Here is a 14,821-nt window from a genome sequence, read left to right as displayed (position 1 = left end):
CCCGTCGCACGACCCACGCTAATACCGTGTCGCAGAACCGGCCACCTTTCGCCGGTTGCGGAGTGTCGAATATGGTAGGCCCGTGAGCAACGAAGAGCAGTGGACAACGACCTATGACGGCCAGGACTACTCGTGTGAATTGAGTGAGGCCTCTACCTGGTCGATCGTGCGCAGCACGCCATACGGCACCGAGAGCGTCGGGCAGATCGTGGTGGAGGACGGCGGATACGTCGCCTACCCCCAGGACCTGCCGACCGATGGTGCACCCCTCGGGTTCGGCCCGTTCGAGACGTTCGCCGACGCCGCGAAAGAGCTGGTCAGCGGCAGGCCCTGAGGTCGGTACGCCCTGAACCCGCGGGGTCGGGCGCCCGCTTTGCCCGCCACGTCGGTACCAGACCGCCACCTCGTGGTGGACGGAACGTCCCGGACTGGCGGGGACACGTCGGGCCGACTCGTACGACAAGACAAGTAGGGCGGACGGGACTTGAACCCGTGACCGGCGGATTATGAGTCCGATGCTCTAACCAGCTGAGCTACCGCCCCTGGGACGACTACTCTTTCGTCGTCACGCGCGGCGCCGCCTCCGTCACCGGGTCGGCCACCGCCTCACCACGATACAGGCTTTCGAATGTGGAGAGCGTGCGCTGGATGTCGTGTGCCGCGACGATAGTGAGCGAACCGTTCTTGAGCACGTCGAGCTCATCCTGCGGCATGACCAGGATGCGTTCGATGCTGTCGGCGAGGGCCTGCGCGTTTCCGGGCTCGAACAGGTAGCCGTTCTCGCCGTCGTGCACCAGGTGCGGGAGTGCCATCGCGTTCGCGGCGACGACCGGCAGAGCGGACGCCATGGCCTCCATGGTGGCGATGGACTGCAGCTCGGCGATCGAAGGCATCGCGAAGATCGTGGCGCGAGTGTACGCCTGACGCAGTTGCTCATCCGTCACATAACCGGAGAACGTGACGCGGTCGGCGATGCCGAGCTGTTCGGCGAGATGCTGCAGGTTCTTGAACTGGTCGCCGCCGCCCACGATCTCGAGCTTCGCATCCAGATCGGCGGGCAGAAGGCTGATCGCCTTCAAGAGAACGTCGATCTGCTTCTCGCCGGTTACGCGGCCGACGAACAGGATGCGGTTCTCGGTGCGCGGGGAGAAGTCGGGGGTGTAGTTGTGCGCGTCGATGCCGCACGAGATCGCGTGCACGCCGCGGAGACCGGTGAACTTCTCCAGGAAGTCCGCAGCCTTGCGCGTCGGTGTCGTGACGGCTTCTGCGCGCCCGAAAGTGCGTCGCGCCGCCTTCCAGGCGAGCCCGATCGCCCACTCCTGGATCCACTTCGGAAGGAGGGTGAACTCGAGCATGTTCTCGGGCATGAAGTGGTTGGTGCCGATGATTCGGATGCCGCGCTTCTCAGCCTCGATCGACAGGCCGCGCCCGACGACGATGTGCGACTGGAAATGAACGACGTCTGGTTTGACTTCGTCGATCACGCGCGCGCTGTTCTGCCTGATTCGCCACGGGATCGCGAAACGAAGCCAGTCGTGGGGGTACCAGCGCCAGCTGTACAGCCGATGTGCCGTGACCGTCTGGCCCTCGTATTCTTCGGCCCACGTTCCGTGCCTGCGTGAAGCGGCGGGTGCCATGATGTGCACCTCGTGGCCACGCGCCACCAGGCCGGAGGCGAGTCGCTCGGCGAAGCGCGCAGCTCCGTTGACGTCAGGCGCGAAGGTGTCGGCGCCGATCAGGACCTTCAGGGGCTTCTTCGTACCCGAAGGTGAACCGGTGGGCACGGAGTTATGCGAACCGTTCGAATCGGACAAGTGGAGTGATCCCTACGTTTGTGGCCTTCGCCACCGGTCGACTGCTGCCGGCTGACGGATTCAATGGCCTAGTCTAAGCCGGACGAGGCGGCGGTGTCGGTAATGGGGGCGACGACGGCTTCCAGTGTCGCCGTCGGATCGGCGTTCTGGGGATGGTATTTCGCGAGCAGGAATACGCCGTAGATCGCGACGGCGCCGGTGACGACGAAGCCGATTCCCGCCCAGAGCGGAGCCTGGGACGCTTCACCCAGGATGACGATGCCGATGGTCACCGCGACGACCGGGTCGATCACCGTGAGCCCCGCGATGACGAGGTCGGGCGGCCCCGACGAGTAGGCGTTCTGCACGAAGTAGGCGCCGAGCACGGCGGCGGCCAGGAGCGAGAGAACGCACAACGCGAGCAGCCAGTCGATTTCCTGCTGCACAAGACGTGCGATGGTGACCTTCGCGAGCGTGGCGACGAAGCCGTACAGGACGCCTGCGGTCACGATGTACATGAGCGCCTTGAAACGGGCCCGGAGAAAGACGAAAGCCAGTGCGGACAGGACCAGCACGATGGCCAGGATGATCAGGATGAGGATGAGATCCCTGTCGGTGACCGGCAGCTCACGCGCGAAGAACGCAGCTATCAGCACGAAGGCGCCGACCCCGCCGACACAGAGACAGATCGCGATGATCGAACTGCGGTTGAGCTTGACGTGGCTCACCCGTGCGTTGAGGATGGCGGTGATGACGAGCGCCACCGCGCCGAGCGGCTGAACGACGATCAGCGGCGACAGGAACAGGCTCACCAGCTGGAACACGATCGCAAGGCCCAGCATGAGGGTGCCGATCACCCATGAGGGCCGCTTGAGCAGCAGGAACAGCTGCGTGCCGCTGAGGCCGCCACCGGCCATGTCGGGCGTGCTGGCCTCGACCTTGGCCACGCCGTGGTGCTGGAGCTGCGCGCCCACGGAGAGGAAGCAGGCACCGACAAGCGCAATGGGGATGCCGAGGAACTGTTTGGGCTCAAGGGCGAGTTGCCCCACCGCATCCGCCAAGTCCACGCTCACCCCACGACCATACCTAGTTTCGTGCCGATATTCTTGCTGAATGGCCGTCCTTCCGATCCGGATTTCCGGAGACCCTGTGCTTCACTCGCTCGCCTCCCCCGTGACCGATTTCGACGACACGCTGCGCACGCTCGTCGGCGACATGTTCGACACGATGGACGAGGCGCCCGGCGTCGGCCTGGCCGCTCCGCAGGTCGGCGTGCCGCTCCGGCTCTTCGTGTACGGCTGGACCGACGACGACAATGTGCTGCACCGTGGCGTCGCGATCAACCCGGTTCTCTGGATCAGCCCGTCACCGGCCGGTGAACCGGATGAGGACGCCGACTCCGAAGGGTGCCTCTCGTTTCCGGGCGAACGCTTTCCGCTCGTCCGCTCGCAGAGTGCCATCCTGCAGGCCGTCGACCTCGACGGCGATCCATTCGAAGTGCGCGCGGATGGCTGGCTCGCCCGCATCTTCCAGCACGAGTTCGACCACGTGAACGGCGTCATCTACGTCGACCGGCTCGAGCACACGTACGCGAAGGCGGCGTCGAAGGCATCCCGCCGCAACAGCTGGGGCACCCCAGGCCTCTCCTGGACGCCAGGGATCGACCACCTCGAGGACTGATCCTCCCCGGGCACCCAACCCCGCCGAGCCCAGGGAAAAGCACCTCAAATCACAAAGTTGAGGTGCTTTTTCCTGTGCTCGACGAAGCGGATCAGCGGGACAGGTTCACGCCGTGGACGCCGTTGTGATAGCGCAGCGCGGGGAACACGACCGACACGGAGAATCCGACACCGGGCACCGTACGCGCAGTGAGGATGCCGCCGAACAGCTCGGCGCGCTCCCGCATCTCGCTGATGCCGGCTCCTGAGATCGACTCCGTGAGCGCCCGCAGGTCGTCGTCGATCGTGTACTGGGTCGCTTCGGAGACCTGCTCGGCGTCGAGCCCGGCCCTCCGTGCGGCGGCCCGGATGCCGTCGTCGTCGACCGTGACCTGCAGACCGTCACCCGTCCAGCCGAAGCCGACCCGGACATCCGTGCCCGCGCCGCCGTGTTTCAGCGCGTTCTCGAGAGTCCCCTGCAGGATGCGGAACACGGCCAGTTCAGCGCCCGGCCGCAATTCGAAGCGCTCGCCCGTCTCGGCGAACGTCACCTGGAGCCCGGCTTCGCGCATGACGCGGAACAGGTCGCGGGCGGAGTGGAGGCTCGGCTGCGGAACGGAGACTGCCTCACCTTCACGCACCACCGACTGCACCCGCCGCATGTCCGCCAGGGCGTCCCTCGCATGGGACTCGAGCGCGGCTGTCGACCGGGCGGCTGCGGCGGGATCGGACTCGGCGGCGTAGCGGATGCCCTGCGCCTGGGTGACGAGGCGGCCCACCGACTGGATGGCGACATCCTGAAGCTCCCGGATGATCCGCATCCGCCCTGCCTGTTCGGCGAGTTCGAGCTCACGGTCGATGCGCGTCCACTCGGATTCGGAGCGCTCATTGCTCTGGCGGCGCCTGGCCGACCGGGCGACGAGCCACAGCACCAGGAAGACGGCGGCCCCGATCAGGGCGACGAGCGCGACGATCGCGGACCAGCCGTTGGACGGGCCGAACATAGTACTCCCTCTGGGCCGCGCGGGGAGCGTGCGGCCCAGAGGAGTCTACCCAGCGCCTCAGGACGGGTTCTGGCGGTTCGCCCGGAGCACTTCGAGGCGAGCCCGGTATTCGGTCTCATCGATGTCGCCCTGGGCGTACCGCTCAGACAGCGTCTGCTCGGCTGCTCGTGTTCCCGAGTTCCAGCCGCGCGGACCGTAGCCGGAGGCGGCAGCGCGACGCCACCGGCGACCGAAGAGTCCGAAGATCAGGAAGAACAGGCCGATCCAGAACAGCGGGATGAGGAAGAAGAACCAGGGGAACCCGAACCCGAACCAGGGTGTCGCACAGACGACGGCAGCAGTGGCGAGTGAAGTGAACATGGTGAGGGATCCAATCGTTCGGTGGGGATCCGCGGGGTGCGAATCGTTGACACCAGCCTCGCCGCCCAGGCTCGACCGCGAATCCGCCGGCCGGAGTGAATCGCACTACTCCCTCGGGAGCACGGGTGCGGGTGCTGCTACTGCCAGCCCGCCTGCACGAGGCCGGTCTCGTAGGCGACCACGACGAGGTGGACGCGATCCCGGGCATCCAGCTTGGTCATGATGCGGGAGACGTGCGTCTTCGCCGTCAGGGGGCTGAGGAAGAGTTCCGCGCCGATCTCGGTGTTGGTGAGGCCACGGCCGACCAGCGCGAGCACCTCGCGCTCGCGGTCGGTGAGCGCATCGAGAGCGGTCGTCTCCGGTGCGGGCTTCAGACCGCCTGCCACCCGTTCGAGAAGTCGCTTCGTGACGCCCGGCGAAAGCAGGGCCTCCCCGGCCGCAGCCACACGAACAGCGCGGATGAGATCCACAGGCTCGGTGTCTTTCACGAGGAACCCGCTCGCGCCCGCACGGATCGCCTGCGCGACATACTCGTCGAGTTCGAAGGTGGTGACGATGACGATGTGGGTCGAGGCGAGTGCAGGGTCCCCCACGATCTGCTCGGTCGCCCACAGACCGTCGCCGTCGGGCATCCGGATGTCCATGAGCACGACATCCGGCCGGGTCACCTTCGCCTGCTCGACGGCATCACGCCCCGTGGACGCCTCCGCGACGACGTCGATGTCGGGCTCCGCGGCGAGAAGGGCGTGGAACCCGGCGCGCACCAGGTGCTGGTCGTCGGCCAGCAGCACGCGGATCACAGTGACCCGCTGTCGGCCGGCTGGGCGAGTGTGCGGATGGGGATGCGCGCGCTCACCCGGAACCCCTCGCCCGGCAGGTTGGCGGCCTCGAATCGTCCGCCGAGCAGCTCGGCCCGTTCGCGCATCCCGAGCAGGCCGCCACCCTCGTTGTCGGCGTCGCTGTCGAGGCCGCGGCCGTTATCGGTGACGGTGAGCAGGTAGTCCCGGCCGTCTTCCTTCAGCTGGATGGCCACGACCGTCGCCTGCGCATGGCGCCCCACATTGGTGAGCGACTCCTGGACGATGCGATAGAGGGCCAGCTGTACTGCGGGAGCGGGAATGGTGGTGATGGTGTTGTCGAAGGTCACGTCGAGGCCGGCCCGCGTGTAGGTGGCGACGAGGATCGGGATGCGCGCAAGATCGGGCTCGGGGGATCGGGCGGCCTGCTCCCCTTCGGTGCGCAGGAAGCCCAGCACGCCGCGCACCTCTTCGAGCGCCTGGCCGCTGGTCGTCTTGATGGCCGCCAGTGCCTCCTTCGCCTTGTCGGGCTGGGTGTCGAACAGGTGCAGGCCGACCCCGGCCTGGACGCTGATCTGAGACAGCGAGTGGGCGAGCACGTCATGGAGTTCGCGGGCGATGCGCACCCGCTCGGCCTCTGCGGCGGAGACGCGGCGGGCGGCGACCTGGCGTGACACCTCGCGGTAGCGTTCGCGCCGGTTGCGGAGCGCCTCGCCGACACCGACCAGCAGGGTGAGGATGAGCGCGGTGATCAGCGGGCGGATGAGCGCGAGAGTCGTGCCCGCGACCAGCCAGGCGGTGAGCGGGCCGAGCAGGGCGAGTCCGGCAACGGTTCCCCACGCCCACGTACGGGCGCCACGCACGACGGCGCCCACGACAGCGAAAGCGAGGGGTACCGCTGCCAACGGGGGCCCGCCGCCGAGGGCGATGGCAGGCATGCACAGGACGCCGATCGCAACGACGACCGGACCGGGGTAGGTGCGCGCGAGCAGGAGAAGGAACGAGGAGGCGAACGCGGCGAGCATCGCGACGACCAGCAGCGGGCTCGGCCACTCGTGGAGGACGATCGCGACCCCGGGCAGCTGGAAGATCAGCGAGACGACGACCGGGATCCATCGTGCTCCTGGTGGCCTGCGGCCCTGCCAGCCGGGTGGTCCGCCCCAGCCGCTCGTGCCGCCGTCGGCCGTCTGGCTGCCTGTATCGCCACGTTGCCAGCGGGCGGGTCCGCCCCAGCCCGGCTGCTGCCCGGCATGGTTCGACCAGCGCTCTTCGGGCTGGCTGCGTGGCATCCCCCCATGCTAGCCAGCGACCCTGAACGTGTAATCGGCCGGGGAGCCCAACCTGGGATACTCCTGTGGGAGTAGGTCACATTCCCGCGCGGCGATATACCGGGTACCGTGACCGGGACTGCCGCCACAAAGAAGAAGGCCCGAAGAGTGGAGTCTCCGGGCCTCAGCTCCCCGACTTGGACTCGAACCAAGAACCTGCCGGTTAACAGCCGGCTGCTCTGCCAATTGAGCTATCGAGGAATGCTTGAACAGCGTAGCTACTTTATCAAAGGTTTCCGGTCCGCAAAATCGGCCGCATCCTCCGCGCGCGTCGCACGCCGTTCACCCGCAGTTTCAGTAGCCGGCAGCGGGGTCGACGATGCCGACGAAGTGTCCGCCGCCGAGGAACGCCTCGACATTCACCCGGATGCGCTCTGCCAGCAGCGGTGCCGTCATCTCCGGCGTGTCCGCTGAGTGCGGTGTGATCAGGCAGCGCGGTTCGTCCCACAGGGGGTGACCGTCCGGCAGCGGTTCCGGGTCGGTGACATCGATGCCGGCGCCTGCGATCCGGGCCGCAGCCAGGGCATCCAGCAATGCGTCGGTGTCGACGAGACCCCCGCGTGCGATGTTCACGAGGTAGGCCGACCCCTTCATGGCAGCGAACTCGGGCGCGCCAATGAGATGGCGCGTGCCCCCGGTGAGTGCGGCCGCGACGACCACGATGTCGGCATCCGGCAGGACGGCGCCCAGCTGGTCGGCCTGCACGGTGCGGCTGGCGCCGACGACCGGCTCCGCCGAGCGGCGAACGATGGTGACGTCGGCGTCGAACGGTTCGAGCAGTCGCATCAGTTCGAGGGCGATACCGCCCGCACCGATGATCACGACATTCAGTCCATACAGCGAGCGGCCCTCGGGCACGGTGCTCCAGCTGGTCGCGACGACCCGCTTCGGCAGCACGCGCAGGAGCGCGAGCGTCAGGGCGAGCGAATGCTCGGCGACCGGCTCGGCATAGGCGCCCTTGGCGCTCGTCCAGAGGAGGCCCGGCCGTGATTCCTTTGCCAGCACGTCGGCGAACGCATCGACCCCCGCATAGGGCAGCTGGACCCATCCGATGTTCGGATGCGCGCTCAGCGCCTCGCGCAGCTCCGCTTCGGCCGTGTACGAGAGCCAGATCAGCCCCCGGGTGTCATCCGAGAGTTCGGCGACTGTTCCGCCGCCGGATGCCACAGCATCCACGAACAGCCGGCTCGGGCGCGGGAGCACGGCGATGGGACCGGGCTCCGGTCGGTCGCCCTCCGGAAGCTCTGTCCCCTCTTCTGCCACGACGGCGCGATGCTGACCCGGCCTGCGGGGATGGGGTGTCATGCCTTGCCTTCCATGGTTCTTGTGCGCCCGCCGGACTTCTGTGGACGACGCTCCGTACGCTTCTGCGGAGGGTTGAGTGCCGTCGCGAGCCCGGCGACGAAAGGGTGCTCCGGGGCCGCCAGGACATCGTCGATCGGGCCGTAACCGACCACCCGCCCCTCGTGGAGGACCGCAGAGTTCGTCGTCACCCGACGCAGGACCGCAAGGTCATGACTGACCACGACCGCGGAGAACCCGCGGTGCTCCCCGAGCTGGGCGAGCAGGTCGATGACCGCATCCCTGACCGTCGCGTCGATACCGGCGGTCGGCTCGTCGGCGACCAGCACCGACGGCCCGAGCACGAGCGCACGGGCGAGCGCGACACGTTGCCGCTGGCCGGAACTCAACTCGTACGGGTACTTGCCGAGCACGCTGAGCGGCAGGTGCACCGTGTCGAGCATCGTCGCAGCCCGCTCCCCTGCCGCGCGCCTGCTGTAGCCGCGATCGCGCTCGAAGATCGGCAGGGCGACGTTCTCAGCGATCGTCAGCGTCGGCTCCAGCGTGTTCGCCGCCTCCTGCTCGAGGAACCCGACGTGGAACGTGATCTCGGCGATGTCCCGTTTTCGGGCCCGCCGCAGGGAGTGGCCGAGCACAGTCGCATCGCCGCCGGTGATCCTGGGGCCGGGGTCCGTCGCACGCTGCGGAATTCCCCGGCCGGACAGGATGCGGGCGAGCGTCGACTTGCCCGACCCTGTCTCGCCGAGTACGCCCAGGATCTCACCGGGCTCCACGCGAAGGCTTACCCCGCGCAGGGCGACGTGCGCGGCACTCGGCCCCCGTGCGGGATATTCGACCGAGAGGTCGCTGACGACGATCGCGGGAACTGAACTCACACCTCGACCCTAGGCGCTTTGCTCCTTCAGTGCGCGCAAGGCGGCCCGGCGCTCGGCCTGTTCGACCGGGTTCGGCACAGGAAGCGACGCCAGGAGGCGCTGCGTGTACGGGTCCTTCGGTGCACCGAGCACCTCTTCACCCGTTCCCTCCTCGACCAGCTTGCCGTGATGGAGCACCGCGATGCGGTCGGCGAGCAGGTCGACGACCGCGAGGTCGTGGCTGATGAACAGGGATGCGAACCCGAACTCCTTCTGCAGCTCGGCGAAGAGTTCGAGAACGCGCGCCTGCACGGAGACGTCGAGTGCCGAGGTCGGCTCATCCGCGATCAGCAGGGTCGGCTCGAGAGCGAGGGCCCGCGCGAGACTGGCCCGCTGGCGCTGGCCACCGCTCAGCTCATGCGGAAAACGGTCACCGTAGGCGCGAGGCAGCTGCACAGCCTCCAGCAGGTCGTCCACGCGCGCACGGGCTGCGGACGGGCTCGACGCCCGGCCGTGCACGACGAGGGGTTCGGCAACGCACTCGGCAATGGTGAGCAATGGGTTGAAGCTCGTCCCCGGATCCTGGAAGACGAACCCGATGTCGCTGCGCACCTTCTTGAACCGGCGCTCGGACACGCCGTTCATCTCGATGCCGAGCACCTCGAGCGAGCCGCCGGTAACCCGGGTGAGGCCGCCGATGGCCCGCCCGATCGTCGTCTTGCCCGAACCGCTCTCCCCCACGAGACCGAGCACTTCGCCCGCGCGGATCTGCAGACTCACTCCGTCGACCGCGACGAACCCGGGCCGGCCCAGCCGGCCGGGGTACTGGATGCGGAGGTCTGCCGCCTTGACGACCGGCTTCACGTCATCCCAGCCCTCGTGACGCGTGTCCGCGCGCTCCCGGGTCTGAAGGGATCCCTGGCCGATGTGCGGGACGGATGCGAGGAGCCGCTTCGTGTACGGATCCTGCGGCGCCGAGAAGAGCGTCTTCACATCCGCCTCCTCCACGACCTTGCCCTGGTACATCACCGCGACACGGTCGGCGAGATCGGCGACCACGCCCATGTTGTGCGTGATGAGCACGATCGCTGCACCGAACTCGTCGCGGCACCGGCGGAGGAGGTCGAGGATCTCGGCCTGCACGGTGACATCCAGCGCCGTGGTCGGCTCGTCTGCCACGATGAGCCCGGGGTTCAGGACCAGCGCCATCGCTATGACGATGCGCTGCTTCTGGCCGCCAGAGAACTGGTGCGGGTAGTACTTGTACCGCAGTTCGGGGTCGGGGATGCCCACCCGGCCGAGGATCTCGATCGCCTTCGCGCGAGCCTCGGAGTTCGACAGTTTGCCGTGCGCCCGGAGGCCCTCTTCGATCTGCCACCCGACGGTGTAGACCGGGTTGAGCGCGCTCGACGGCTCCTGGAAGACCATGGCGACATCGTTGCCGCGGACCTCGCGCAGTTGACGCTTGGTGAGGCGTACGATGTCCGCCTCCGTGCCGCCGTCACGACTGCGCAGGACGACCGCACCCGACGCCGTCGCCGTCTCGGGAAGCAGACCGAGGATCGTCTTGGCGGTCACGGTCTTGCCGCTGCCACTCTCGCCGACGATCGCCAGTACTTCGCCAGGAGCGACGTGAAGGCTGACGCCGTCGACGGCCTTCACAGCGCCGGCATCCGTCGAGAACGAGACGGCAAGGTTGTTGATCTCCACGATGTCGGTCATGGCCGAACCTCGATTCCGTGTTCGTCGAAACTCTCTCCGCCTTCGAGGCCGTCCAGGCCGCCTGGGCCGGCCGTGAGGGTGCCACCGGGTACCACCGAGGTCTCGGCGACCTCACCGGCAGCCTGGGCGACGGACCGGCGACCGCGCAGGCGCGGGTCGGCGAGGTCGTTGAGGCTCTCACCGACGAGTGTGATCCCGAGGACCGCGAGGACGATCGCGACGCCAGGGTAGAGGGCGGTCCACCAGATACCACTGGTCACATCCGACAGCGACTTGTTCAGGTCGTAGCCCCACTCGGCGGCGGCGGTCGGCTCGATGCCGAACCCCAGGAAGCCGAGGCCGGCGAGCGTCAGGATCGCCTCTGATGAGTTCAGCGTGAAGATCAGTGGCAGCGTGCGCGTCGAGTTGCGGAAGACGTGCCGGAACATGATGCGCGAGTTGCTCGCGCCGATCACCTTCGCGGATTCGACATAGGCTTCGGCCTTGATCCGCACGGCCTCGGAGCGGATGACCCGGAAATACTGCGGGATGTACACCACGGTGATCGAGATCGCCGCCGCCATGATTCCGCCCCACAGGCTCGACTGGCCGCCGCTGATCGCGATCGCGACCACGATGGCGAGCAGAAGCGAAGGGAAAGCGAAGATCGCATCCAGGATCACGACGAGCACCCGGTCGAGCCAGCCGCCGAGGTAGCCGCTGACGAGACCGAGGAAGATCCCGACGAAGATCGACAGGATGACCGCAACGATGATCACGAGGATCGCCGTCTGGGCACCCCAGAGCACACGCGAATAGACGTCGTAGCCGCCCACAGTGGTGCCCCAGATGTGTGCCGCACTCGGAGGCTGCTGCGATCCGAAGGGGCCGCTGGCATCGCGCAGCTGCGCAAAACCGTACGGGGCGATCAGCGGAGCGAAGATCGCGACGAAGACGAAGAGCGCCGTAATGATCAGGCCGGCGACGAGCATGCCGCGCTGCAGGCCCACGCTCTGCCGGAACTGGTGGATGACCGGGATGCGGTCGAGGAGACTGCGCTTGGGCACAGGGGCAGTGGTAGCTGCAGTGTCGGGCTGGGTTGCCTGGTCCGACATGTCAGTACCTCACTCTCGGGTCGATGATGGCCGCGATGACGTCGACGATGAAGTTCGTCAGGGCGACGATCACGGCGAGAAGGGCGACCATGCCCTGCACGGCCACATAATCACGGGACTGCAGGTACTGGACGAGCTGGAAACCCAGACCCTTCCATTCGAAGGTCGTCTCGGTCAGCACCGCACCGCTCAGCAGGATCGCGATTTGCAGTCCGATGACGGTGATGATCGGGATGAGCGCCGGCTTGTACGCGTGGCGCCGTACAAGGCGGTACTCGCTGACCCCGCGCGAGCGTGCCGAATCGACGTAGTCGGTGGAGAGCGTTCCGATGACGTTCGTGCGCACGAGGCGGAGGAACACGCCGGCCGTCAGCAGACCGAGCGTGATCGCCGGCAGAATGGCGTGCAGGAGCACGTCTCCCGTCACGGACGGGTCGCCGGTCAGGAACGAGTCGATGAGGTAGATGCCCGTCTTGTTCGGCAGTGTCTGCATCTCGAGTTCCGAACTGGTGGATGCGCGGCCCGCGACCGGCAGCCAGTTCAGCCAGATCGAGAAGATCAGTTTCAGCATGAGGCCGGCGAAGAACACGGGCGTCGCGTAGCAGAGGATCGCGAAGATCCTCAGTGACGCATCCCGACCTTTGTCGCGGTAGTAGGCGGCGACCATGCCGAGCGGGATGCCGACGATGAAGGCCACGATGAGCGCGTAGAAAGCAAGCTCGAGCGTGGCAGCGCCGTACGTAAGCAGCACATGGATGACCGGCTGGTTGTCGCTCAGCGTCGTGCCGAAGTTACCGGTGAAGACGTGACCGATGTACTCGAAGTACTGGATGATCAGGGGGCGGTCGTAGCCGGCCTGATGGATGCGCGCGGCCAGCTGCGTCGGGGTGAGCTTGCCGCCCAGCGCCGCAGTGATCGGGTCGCCGGTCGCACGCATGATGAAGAACACCACCGTGACCAGGATGAAGATGGTGGGGATGATCAGGACGGCCCGGATGGCGATGTAACGCCCCAGACCACCTCCTGATCCTCGCGATCTCTTTGTGGGAGTGGGGGTGGCCGCCGCGGGCGACGCGGGGCCGGTGACAGTCGCTGTCATGTTAACCAATCGTGAAGTAACCGAAAGCGAGGGGGCGACTCGCTCGCGCGAGCCGCCCCCAGCTTCGTCAGGCGATTCTAGCCGGTGGGCTTCAGCCCTTCGACATCGCTCCGTAGCGGAACTTGAACGAGCCGTCCAGAGTCTTCTGAGTGCCGTTCACGTTCTTGCCGGTGACCGCGACCTGTGCGCCCTGCAGCAGGGGAAGCGTCGAGAGATCCGCCGCGACCTTGGCCTGGATCTGCTCGATCAGCTGAGTGCGGGCGGCCTTGTCGGTCGTTCCGATCTGCTTGGTGATCAGGTCCTGAACTTCGCTGTTGCTGTAGTGGTTCACCAGGAAGTTGTCCTTCGCGAAGAACGGCGTCAGGTAGTTGTCGGCGTCGGAGTAGTCAGGGAACCAACCGAGCTGGTACTCGGGGTAGGTGTCCTTGACGCGGTCCTTGTTGTACTGGACGTACTCGGTCGACTGGATGTTCACGTTGAACAGGCCGCCCTGCGAGAGCTGGTCCTTGATCATGGCGTACTCGTCGGACGACGAGGGGCCGTAGTGGGAGGGCGTGTACTGGATGTTCAGCGTGACCGGCGTGGCGACGCCTGCCGCCTGGAGTGCGGCCTTCGCCTTGTCGAGGCTCGGTCCGCCGTTGCCGTCACCGTACAGGTCCTTCAGCACCGTGGTCGCGCCGGTCAGGCCGGACGGAACGTACGAGTACAGGGGGGTGTACGTGTCCTTGTAGACCTGCTTGGCGATCGCTGCGCGGTCGACGAGGTCGGCCGCAGCCTGGCGGATCGCCAGAGCCTTCTTCGGGTCGGCCTGCGCCGTCGTGGCGCCATACGGCATCGTGTTGAAGTTGAAGACGATGTAGCGGATCTCTCCACCGGGGCCGTCCACGACCTTGAGGTTCTTGTCGGTACGCAGGTTCGCGATGTCCGTCGCAGACAGTTGGCGGTACGCGACGTCGATGTCGCCCTTCTGGATGTCGAGCTTCATGTTCGACGGGTCGGTGTAGTACTTGACATCGACCTTGGCGTTCGCCGGCTTGCCGAGGAGACCCTTGTAGCCAGGGTTCGCCTTGTAAGCGACGAGGCTGTTGAAGTTGTAGCTCGTGATCGTGTACTGACCGGCGAAGGGATCGCCCTTGACGATGTCGGTGTCAGACGTGACCTTGTCGGGCGAGAACACCTGCTCGTCGACGATCGGGCCTGCGGGGCTCGAAAGCACCTGGGCGAAGGTCTGGTCGTTCGGCACCTTGAGGTGGAACACGACCGTAGTCGGGTCCGGTGCGTCGGTCGAGGCGAGGTTCGCGAGCAGGTAGGCGGGGCCGACCGGGCTGTTGATCTTGATCTGGCGGTCGAACGAGAACTTCACGTCGGAAGACGTCAGGTCATGGCCGTTCGCGAACTTGAGGCCCGGCTTGAGTTTCACCGTGTACTCGGTCGGCGATGTGAACGACGCGGACTCTGCGATGTCGGGCTTCACGTCGGAGGTGCCGTACGGCGAGTTCAGCAGGAACGGGTACACCTGGTTCATGACGGCGAATGAACCGTTGTCGTAGGAGCCTGCCGGGTCGATCGACGTGACCTTGTCGGTGGTTCCGACGGTCAGCGTGCCATTGCTCCCGGAGCTCGAGCTGTTCGCGTTTCCGGCGCAGCCTGCGAGCACCAAAGCCGTCGCCGCGAATGCGGCGGTCACGGCCAGAACGCGCCTGCCGCTGATGTGGGCGGATGTCATATCCGATTACCTCTTCCTGGTGTGGGGTCAGCCAGCCCGGTGGGCAGCGCTGTGCGCACCGCCGGACTGCGTTGAATTCTTGAT

General features: G+C 66.7%; 14 protein-coding genes and 2 tRNA genes. 2 read left to right on the top strand and 14 right to left on the bottom strand.

The genetic code is table 11. From position 1 onward, the window contains the following. The first annotated feature begins 82 nt into the window (after positions 1-82). On the top strand, positions 83-334 hold the full coding sequence (locus tag ACPPVQ_RS10290; protein WP_426515010.1) for a hypothetical protein: 252 nt from the start codon (positions 83-85) through the stop codon (positions 332-334). A gap of 135 nt (positions 335-469) precedes the next feature. Here the strand turns inward: ACPPVQ_RS10290 and ACPPVQ_RS10285 are convergent. The 3 genes from ACPPVQ_RS10285 to ACPPVQ_RS10275 all read right to left on the bottom strand — a co-directional run bounded on the left by ACPPVQ_RS10285 (position 470) and on the right by ACPPVQ_RS10275 (position 2,866). After that, positions 470-543: transfer RNA gene (locus ACPPVQ_RS10285), tRNA-Ile, on the bottom strand. Between the two features lie 8 nt (positions 544-551). Further along, entirely contained in the window at positions 552-1,784 is a 1,233-nt protein-coding gene (locus ACPPVQ_RS10280; RefSeq protein WP_426515009.1) for a glycosyltransferase, read from the bottom strand. Positions 1,785-1,882: 98 nt separating this feature from the next. Continuing rightward, on the bottom strand, positions 1,883-2,866 hold the full coding sequence (locus ACPPVQ_RS10275) for a multidrug DMT transporter permease (RefSeq protein ID WP_426515008.1): 984 nt from the start codon (positions 2,864-2,866) through the stop codon (positions 1,883-1,885). A gap of 40 nt (positions 2,867-2,906) precedes the next feature. Between ACPPVQ_RS10275 and def the strand changes: the two genes are divergently transcribed. Then, on the top strand, positions 2,907-3,473 hold the full coding sequence (gene def / locus ACPPVQ_RS10270) for a peptide deformylase (RefSeq protein ID WP_426515007.1): 567 nt from the start codon (positions 2,907-2,909) through the stop codon (positions 3,471-3,473). A gap of 91 nt (positions 3,474-3,564) precedes the next feature. Here the strand turns inward: def and ACPPVQ_RS10265 are convergent, their stop codons facing one another. The 11 genes from ACPPVQ_RS10265 to ACPPVQ_RS10215 all read right to left on the bottom strand — a co-directional run bounded on the left by ACPPVQ_RS10265 (position 3,565) and on the right by ACPPVQ_RS10215 (position 14,737). After that, positions 3,565-4,455: a sensor histidine kinase gene (locus ACPPVQ_RS10265; protein ID WP_426515006.1), complete on the bottom strand. Its 891-nt coding sequence runs from the start codon at positions 4,453-4,455 to the stop codon at positions 3,565-3,567. A gap of 57 nt (positions 4,456-4,512) precedes the next feature. Beyond that, on the bottom strand, positions 4,513-4,815 hold the full coding sequence (locus ACPPVQ_RS10260) for an SHOCT domain-containing protein (RefSeq protein ID WP_426515005.1): 303 nt from the start codon (positions 4,813-4,815) through the stop codon (positions 4,513-4,515). A gap of 137 nt (positions 4,816-4,952) precedes the next feature. After that, positions 4,953-5,615: a response regulator gene (locus ACPPVQ_RS10255; RefSeq protein WP_426515004.1), complete on the bottom strand. Its 663-nt coding sequence runs from the start codon at positions 5,613-5,615 to the stop codon at positions 4,953-4,955. After that, positions 5,612-6,901 carry a sensor histidine kinase gene (locus ACPPVQ_RS10250; RefSeq protein ID WP_426515003.1) on the bottom strand — a complete coding sequence of 430 codons (1,290 nt, stop codon included), beginning with the start codon at positions 6,899-6,901 and terminating at the stop codon, positions 5,612-5,614. Before ACPPVQ_RS10250 ends, ACPPVQ_RS10255 begins: the two co-directional genes overlap by 4 nt. A 167-nt stretch (positions 6,902-7,068) precedes the next feature. Beyond that, positions 7,069-7,141 (bottom strand) — tRNA-Asn (locus ACPPVQ_RS10245). Between the two features lie 93 nt (positions 7,142-7,234). Then, positions 7,235-8,245 carry a D-isomer specific 2-hydroxyacid dehydrogenase family protein gene (locus ACPPVQ_RS10240; protein WP_426515002.1) on the bottom strand — a complete coding sequence of 337 codons (1,011 nt, stop codon included), beginning with the start codon at positions 8,243-8,245 and terminating at the stop codon, positions 7,235-7,237. Continuing rightward, positions 8,242-9,117, bottom strand: coding sequence for an ATP-binding cassette domain-containing protein (locus tag ACPPVQ_RS10235; protein ID WP_426515001.1), 876 nt, complete (start codon positions 9,115-9,117; stop codon positions 8,242-8,244). The genes ACPPVQ_RS10240 and ACPPVQ_RS10235 overlap by 4 nt, the downstream gene beginning before the upstream one ends. A 9-nt stretch (positions 9,118-9,126) precedes the next feature. After that, positions 9,127-10,818, bottom strand: coding sequence for a dipeptide ABC transporter ATP-binding protein (locus tag ACPPVQ_RS10230; RefSeq protein ID WP_426515000.1), 1,692 nt, complete (start codon positions 10,816-10,818; stop codon positions 9,127-9,129). After that, the gene (locus tag ACPPVQ_RS10225; protein WP_426514999.1) at positions 10,815-11,912 is read right to left on the bottom strand and encodes an ABC transporter permease; all 1,098 of its coding nucleotides are present in this window, start codon (positions 11,910-11,912) and stop codon (positions 10,815-10,817) included. Before ACPPVQ_RS10225 ends, ACPPVQ_RS10230 begins: the two co-directional genes overlap by 4 nt. Before the next feature lies 1 nt (position 11,913). After that, the gene (locus ACPPVQ_RS10220) at positions 11,914-13,011 is read right to left on the bottom strand and encodes an ABC transporter permease (protein WP_426514998.1); all 1,098 of its coding nucleotides are present in this window, start codon (positions 13,009-13,011) and stop codon (positions 11,914-11,916) included. A gap of 91 nt (positions 13,012-13,102) precedes the next feature. Continuing rightward, entirely contained in the window at positions 13,103-14,737 is a 1,635-nt protein-coding gene (locus ACPPVQ_RS10215; protein ID WP_426514997.1) for an ABC transporter substrate-binding protein, read from the bottom strand. Between the last annotated feature and the right edge of the window lie 84 nt (positions 14,738-14,821).

The sequence above is a fragment of the Leifsonia sp. McL0618 genome (assembly GCF_049994905.1).
Lineage (GTDB): Bacteria > Actinomycetota > Actinomycetes > Actinomycetales > Microbacteriaceae > Diaminobutyricibacter.
The sequence above is the reverse complement of the archived record's forward strand: the minus strand, read 5'-3'. Positions and strand labels throughout refer to the sequence as shown.

What these genes read in the sequence shown, in the direction of transcription:
- def (WP_426515007.1), top strand. Translation starts at nt 2,907, where the DNA reads ATGGCCGTCCTTCCGATCCGGATTTCCGGAGACCCTGTGCTTCACTCG.
- ACPPVQ_RS10265 (WP_426515006.1), bottom strand. Translation starts at nt 4,455, where the DNA reads ATGTTCGGCCCGTCCAACGGCTGGTCCGCGATCGTCGCGCTCGTCGCC.
- ACPPVQ_RS10260 (WP_426515005.1), bottom strand. Translation starts at nt 4,815, where the DNA reads ATGTTCACTTCACTCGCCACTGCTGCCGTCGTCTGTGCGACACCCTGG.
- ACPPVQ_RS10250 (WP_426515003.1), bottom strand. Translation starts at nt 6,901, where the DNA reads ATGCCACGCAGCCAGCCCGAAGAGCGCTGGTCGAACCATGCCGGGCAG.
- ACPPVQ_RS10240 (WP_426515002.1), bottom strand. Translation starts at nt 8,245, where the DNA reads ATGACACCCCATCCCCGCAGGCCGGGTCAGCATCGCGCCGTCGTGGCA.
- ACPPVQ_RS10230 (WP_426515000.1), bottom strand. Translation starts at nt 10,818, where the DNA reads ATGACCGACATCGTGGAGATCAACAACCTTGCCGTCTCGTTCTCGACG.
- ACPPVQ_RS10225 (WP_426514999.1), bottom strand. Translation starts at nt 11,912, where the DNA reads ATGTCGGACCAGGCAACCCAGCCCGACACTGCAGCTACCACTGCCCCT.
- ACPPVQ_RS10220 (WP_426514998.1), bottom strand. Translation starts at nt 13,011, where the DNA reads ATGACAGCGACTGTCACCGGCCCCGCGTCGCCCGCGGCGGCCACCCCC.
- ACPPVQ_RS10215 (WP_426514997.1), bottom strand. Translation starts at nt 14,737, where the DNA reads ATGACATCCGCCCACATCAGCGGCAGGCGCGTTCTGGCCGTGACCGCC.